The sequence below is a fragment of the Mesorhizobium sp. M1A.F.Ca.IN.020.03.2.1 genome (assembly GCF_004023205.1).
In the GTDB taxonomy this organism is placed as follows: domain Bacteria; phylum Pseudomonadota; class Alphaproteobacteria; order Rhizobiales; family Rhizobiaceae; genus Mesorhizobium.
This window is the reverse complement of record NZ_RZSV01000322.1, coordinates 1-4893: the sequence shown is the minus strand read 5'-3', so window position 1 is coordinate 4893 and position 4893 is coordinate 1. Positions and strand designations below refer to the sequence as shown.

Below are 4893 nucleotides of genomic sequence, written 5' to 3'. Positions count from 1 at the left end.
GAATTGCGTAAAACAGAGGAGAGCCACCGTCTCGGCAACCGGAAAGGGGGCTTCGCGGCCCCTTTTTCGTTTGGTGCTACGAAGTCTTGGCCTCGATCGCCAATCCCGCGCTGCGGCAAGCGCCGGCAATGGCAAGCCCGGCATTAGACGTTTCACCGCTCATCGCGACAAGTTCGAAGCTGTTTCCGGCATCCGGGTTGACCTTGGCAATGAAGGCTTTGCCGTCGCTGGAGCCGCCGGCCGAGCGCTTGTCGTCGACAAAGCCGCAAACCACGATCTCATGGCGGCCGTTCAACGTCCGCTCACCGGCAAGCATCGTCCCGAACTTCGCCGAGACTGGATCCTTCAAGTGCTGGCGGACGCCGGCGGTAATGATCTCCTCGAGGGCAAGCGAGATCGGTATGGAATCGACGCGCTGCCCGTTCGAGTCCGGCACCGGTGTCGTGGCAGCGCATCCGCAAAGTGAAGCGGCGAGCAATAGTTGAACCGTTTTCCGCATCCACGCCCTTTCGCATGCATTCGAACGCCTCGGCAAGACGGCAGGGCCCATGCAGCCGAGGGTGTACAGCGATACGTTTAGTCCGGCCGTCCCGAGATGGTGGCCAAGAGCGCGCTGCCCGGCGCATGACGCCGGGGTCATGCGCAAACAAAAGCTGTCGCAGTCAGTAGACTTTCACGCCGCCGATCATCTTCGTCACCTCGGCCGCGGCCTCGCGCACCAGCGGACCGATCTCGGCCAGGCGCTCGGGCGTCACCCGCACCGTCGGGCCGGACACGGAAACGCCGCCGATCGGCTCGCCGAACTCGTTGAAGATGGCAGCGGCGACGCAGCGCATGCCGGGATGGCGTTCCTCGTCGTCGACCGACCAGCCGCGATGCTTGATGGTCGCCAGATCATGAGCCAGCGCCGAGATGTCGGAGAGCGTCTTGTCGGTGAAGCGCTGCAGGCCGGCCTTGCGCAGGATGGCGGCGACCCGCTCCGGCTCGAGATGCGCCAGCACCGCCTTGCCGATGCCTGATGCATGGAAGGAACTGCGCGTGCCCGGCCGGAAGAAGGCCCGGATCGCCTGATGCGTCTCGACCTGACTGACGAAAACCACGCAATCGTCCTCGGCGACGCCCAGATTGGCGGTCTCGCCGGTCTTTTCCATCAGTTCCTGCATGACGATGCGGGCGCGGTCGACTAGCTTGCGGCGGCGCAGGAAGGCGGCGCCCATGCGGTAGGTCTCGACGCCGATCGACCAGAGCTGGTCGGTCGAGTCGAACTCGACCATGCCGTGGTTCTCCAGCGTCGTCAGCATGCGGTAGGCCGTTGAGGCGGCGATGCCGCTGCGCGCCGCGATCTCGCTCAAGGACAAGCCGCTGGCGTCCGCGACGATCGCCAGGATGCGCAGCGCGCGGTCGAGCGACTGCACTGAAGCCGCTTCCTGCGGGCCGTTGAAGGCACGCGGCCGGCCGCGTTGGCGTTTTTCCGTGGTTTCCATGCACGCATTCTCCGCAATTTCGTGCGGAGCACAATGAAAAAGTTTTTCACTAGCCCGTCGTGGCGATTTTCTGGAAAAGGAAAAGATCAGTGAATTCAGCCAGGTACAACAGTTTCCTAGAAATGAAAAAATATTCTGAAAAAATTGAAAAATCGAGAACGCGCTGGCATTCTAAAGCCAACCAACGAAGTGGAGGCTGAACATGGCCAGGATGCGCGCTGTCGACGCGGCGGTTCTCGTTCTAGAAAAGGAAGGCATCACCAATGCCTTCGGCGTGCCGGGCGCGGCGATCAACCCGCTCTATTCGGCGCTGAAGGCGCGCGGCACCATCCGCCACGTTCTCGCGCGCCATGTCGAGGGCGCCTCGCACATGGCTGAAGGTTTTACCCGCGCCAAGGCCGGCAATATCGGGCTCTGCATCGGCACCTCAGGTCCGGCCGGCACCGATATGATCACCGGGCTCTATTCCGCCTCGGCGGATTCCATTCCCATCCTCTGCATTACCGGGCAGGCGCCGCGCGCTCGCCTCAACAAGGAGGATTTCCAGGCCGTCGACATCGCTTCGATCGCAGCACCCGTCGCCAAATGGGCCGTCACCGTCATGGAACCCTATCTGGTGCCGATGGCGCTGCAGAAGGCGTTCCACCTGATGCGCACCTCGCGACCTGGCCCGGTGCTGATCGACCTGCCGCTCGATGTGCAGCTTGCCGAGATCGAATTCGACATCGAGGCCTATGAGCCGCTGGTTCCCTTCAGGCCGGCAATGACGCGCGCCCAGGCCGAAAAGGCTTTGGCAATGCTCAACCAGGCGCAAAAGCCGCTGATCGTCGCCGGCGGCGGCATCATCAACGCCGATGCTTCCGATTTGCTGATCGAGTTCGCCGAAGTCACCGGCGTGCCGGTCATTCCGACGTTGATGGGCTGGGGCGCGATCCCCGACGATCACCGGCTGATGGCCGGCATGTGCGGCCTGCAGACCTCGCACCGTTACGGCAATGCGACCATGCTTGAAGCCGACTTCGTCTTTGGCATCGGCAACCGCTGGGCCAATCGCCACACCGGGTCGGTCGACGTCTACACCAAGGGCAAGAAATTCATCCATGTCGACATCGAGCCCACTCAGATCGGCCGCGTCTTCGCGCCGGATCTCGGCATCGTCTCGGATGCGGGCGCCGCGCTGAAGATGCTGCTCGACGTCGCCACCGAGTGGCGTACGGCCGGCAAGCTGCGCGACTGGTCGGGCTGGGCGAAGGAATGCCAGCAGCGCAAGAAAACCATGAAGCGCAAGACGCATTTCGAGCAGGTGCCGCTGAAGCCGCAGCGCGTCTACGAGGAGATGAACAAGGCGTTTGCCCGGGACACGACTTACGTGACTACGATCGGCCTGTCGCAGATCGCCGGCGCGCAATTCCTGCATGTCTACAAGCCGCGCAACTGGATCAATTGCGGCCAGGCCGGCCCGCTCGGCTGGACGCTGCCGGCCGCGCTCGGCGTGCGTGCCGCGGATCCCGATCGCGCCATCGTCGCGCTCTCCGGCGACTACGACTTCCAGTTCATGATCGAAGAGCTGGCGGTCGGCGCGCAGCACAAGCTGCCTTACATCCACGTCGTCGTGAACAACGCCTATCTCGGGCTGATCCGCCAGGCGCAGCGCGGCTTCTCGATGGACTACGAGGTGAGCCTCGCCTTCGAGAACGTCAACCGGGCAAACGATCCCGGGGCCGGCTACGGCGTCGACCATGTCGCGGTCGCCGAGGCGATGGGCTGCAAGGCGGTTCGCGTGCGCAAGCCGGAAGAGTTCGCCAGCGCCTTCAAAGAGGCTGAGCGGCTGATGAAGGAACACCAGGTCCCGGTCGTTCTCGAATTTATCCTTGAACGTGTCACCAACATTTCCATGGGCACCGAAATCGACAAGATCACCGAATTCGAGGAGCTTGCCGAAAGCCACGAGGATGCGCCGACGGCGATCGTGATGCTCGATTAAGGTCCGGGAAAGAAGGAGCAAAAGAATGCCGCGTTTTTCAGCCAATCTTTCGATGCTCTTCGGGGAGCACGATTTCCTAGACCGTTTCGATGCCGCTGCCCGCGCCGGCTTCAAGGGCGTCGAATATATCGGGCCGTACGACCATGCGCCGGACGTTGTTGCCGCTCGCCTCAAGAAGAACGGCCTGACACAGGTTCTCTTCAACCTGCCGGCCGGCGACTGGGCAAAGGGCGAGCGCGGCATTGCCGTGCTACCCGACCGCGTGCCTGAATTTCGCCAGGGCGTCGCCAAGGCGATCACTTATGCGCACGCGCTTGGCTGCGAGCAGGTCAACTGCCTCGCCGGCATCGCGCCGCAGGGTGCCGATCGCACTACTTTGGAAAACGTCTTTGCCGAAAATCTCGCTTTCGCGGCCGAAAAGCTGGAGCAGGCCAGCATCAAGCTGCTGATCGAGCCGATCAACACTCGCGACATTCCGGGCTTCTTCCTGAATTACACCGATCAGGCGCTGGCGCTGATCGACCGCATCGGCTCGAAGAACCTGTTCCTACAATACGACATTTATCACATGCAGATCATGGAGGGGGATCTCGCCCGTACCATCGAGGCAAACCTTGGCCGCATCGCGCATATCCAGCTTGCGGACAATCCCGGCCGTCACGAGCCGGGGACGGGCGAGATCAATTATCCCTTCCTCTACGACCATATCGACCGGCTCGGCTATTCCGGCTGGATCGGCGCCGAATACAAACCGAAGGCCGGCACGCAGGTGGGACTCGGCTGGTTCCGGCAGTTCGCCGGGCAGGGGAGTGCGGCGGCTTAGGCGCTTCTCAACCAGCCTCGGCGCTGCCCCTCACCCTTACCCTCTCCCCGTGAAAAACGGGGAGAGGGGGGTCGCCAGCGCTGGAGCTTGTTCCCCGTCTCCCCATCCTTCACGGGGAGAGGTGCCGGCAGGCGGATGAGGGGCGGCGCCAGCCTTCGATCCATTCGGACAAAGATCTTCAGGAGACCGCAAAATGGAAACCATCGGCTTCATTGGCCTCGGCATCATGGGCGCGCCGATGGCGGGGCATCTGCTCGACGCCGGCTACCCGGTCATCGCCAGCGACCATCGCTCGAAGCCGCCGGCCGCTCTCGCGGCCAAGGGGCTGAAGACCGTCACCGGCCATGATGCGGTGGCCAGCGCCGCCGGCATCATCATCACCATGGTGCCCGACACGCCGCAGGTGGCGGATGTGCTGTTCGGCGAAAACGGCGTCGCTTCAGCTCTGTCGAAAGGCAAGCTCGTCATCGACATGAGCTCGATCTCGCCGATCGCCACCAAGGACTTCGCCAAGAAGATCAACGATCTCGGCTGCGACTATCTCGACGCGCCGGTATCCGGCGGCGAGGTCGGCGCCAAGGCAGCCTCGCTTACCATCATGG

5 protein-coding genes are annotated in these 4893 nt (G+C 63.0%); 3 read left to right on the top strand and 2 right to left on the bottom strand.

All coding sequences use genetic code 11. The features are described from left to right. Positions 1-76: 76 nt before the first annotated feature. Positions 77-499 (bottom strand): hypothetical protein, encoded by a 423-nt coding sequence (locus EOA79_RS29570; RefSeq protein WP_095824698.1) that lies wholly within the window; start codon positions 497-499, stop codon positions 77-79. 163 nt (positions 500-662) lie between these two features. Further along, entirely contained in the window at positions 663-1484 is an 822-nt protein-coding gene (gene bhcR, locus EOA79_RS29565) for an HTH-type transcriptional regulator BhcR (RefSeq protein WP_095801326.1), read from the bottom strand. Positions 1485-1686: 202 nt separating this feature from the next. Here bhcR and gcl point away from each other — a divergent pair, with 202 nt between their 5' ends. From gcl to EOA79_RS29550, 3 genes are all read left to right on the top strand, one after another. Next, positions 1687-3468: a glyoxylate carboligase gene (gcl, locus tag EOA79_RS29560; protein WP_095824697.1), complete on the top strand. Its 1782-nt coding sequence runs from the start codon at positions 1687-1689 to the stop codon at positions 3466-3468. 25 nt (positions 3469-3493) lie between these two features. After that, positions 3494-4291: a 2-oxo-tetronate isomerase gene (gene otnI / locus EOA79_RS29555; RefSeq protein ID WP_095824696.1), complete on the top strand. Its 798-nt coding sequence runs from the start codon at positions 3494-3496 to the stop codon at positions 4289-4291. A 193-nt stretch (positions 4292-4484) separates the two neighbouring features. After that, positions 4485-4893, top strand: a 409-nt coding sequence (locus tag EOA79_RS29550) for an NAD(P)-dependent oxidoreductase (RefSeq protein WP_164894000.1), incomplete at its 3' end; no start/stop codon positions are given.

Coding starts and splice junctions, on each gene's coding strand:
- EOA79_RS29570 (WP_095824698.1), bottom strand. CDS start 499: ATGCGGAAAACGGTTCAACTATTGCTCGCCGCTTCACTTTGCGGATGC.
- otnI (WP_095824696.1), top strand. CDS start 3,494: ATGCCGCGTTTTTCAGCCAATCTTTCGATGCTCTTCGGGGAGCACGAT.
- bhcR (WP_095801326.1), bottom strand. CDS start 1,484: ATGGAAACCACGGAAAAACGCCAACGCGGCCGGCCGCGTGCCTTCAAC.
- gcl (WP_095824697.1), top strand. CDS start 1,687: ATGGCCAGGATGCGCGCTGTCGACGCGGCGGTTCTCGTTCTAGAAAAG.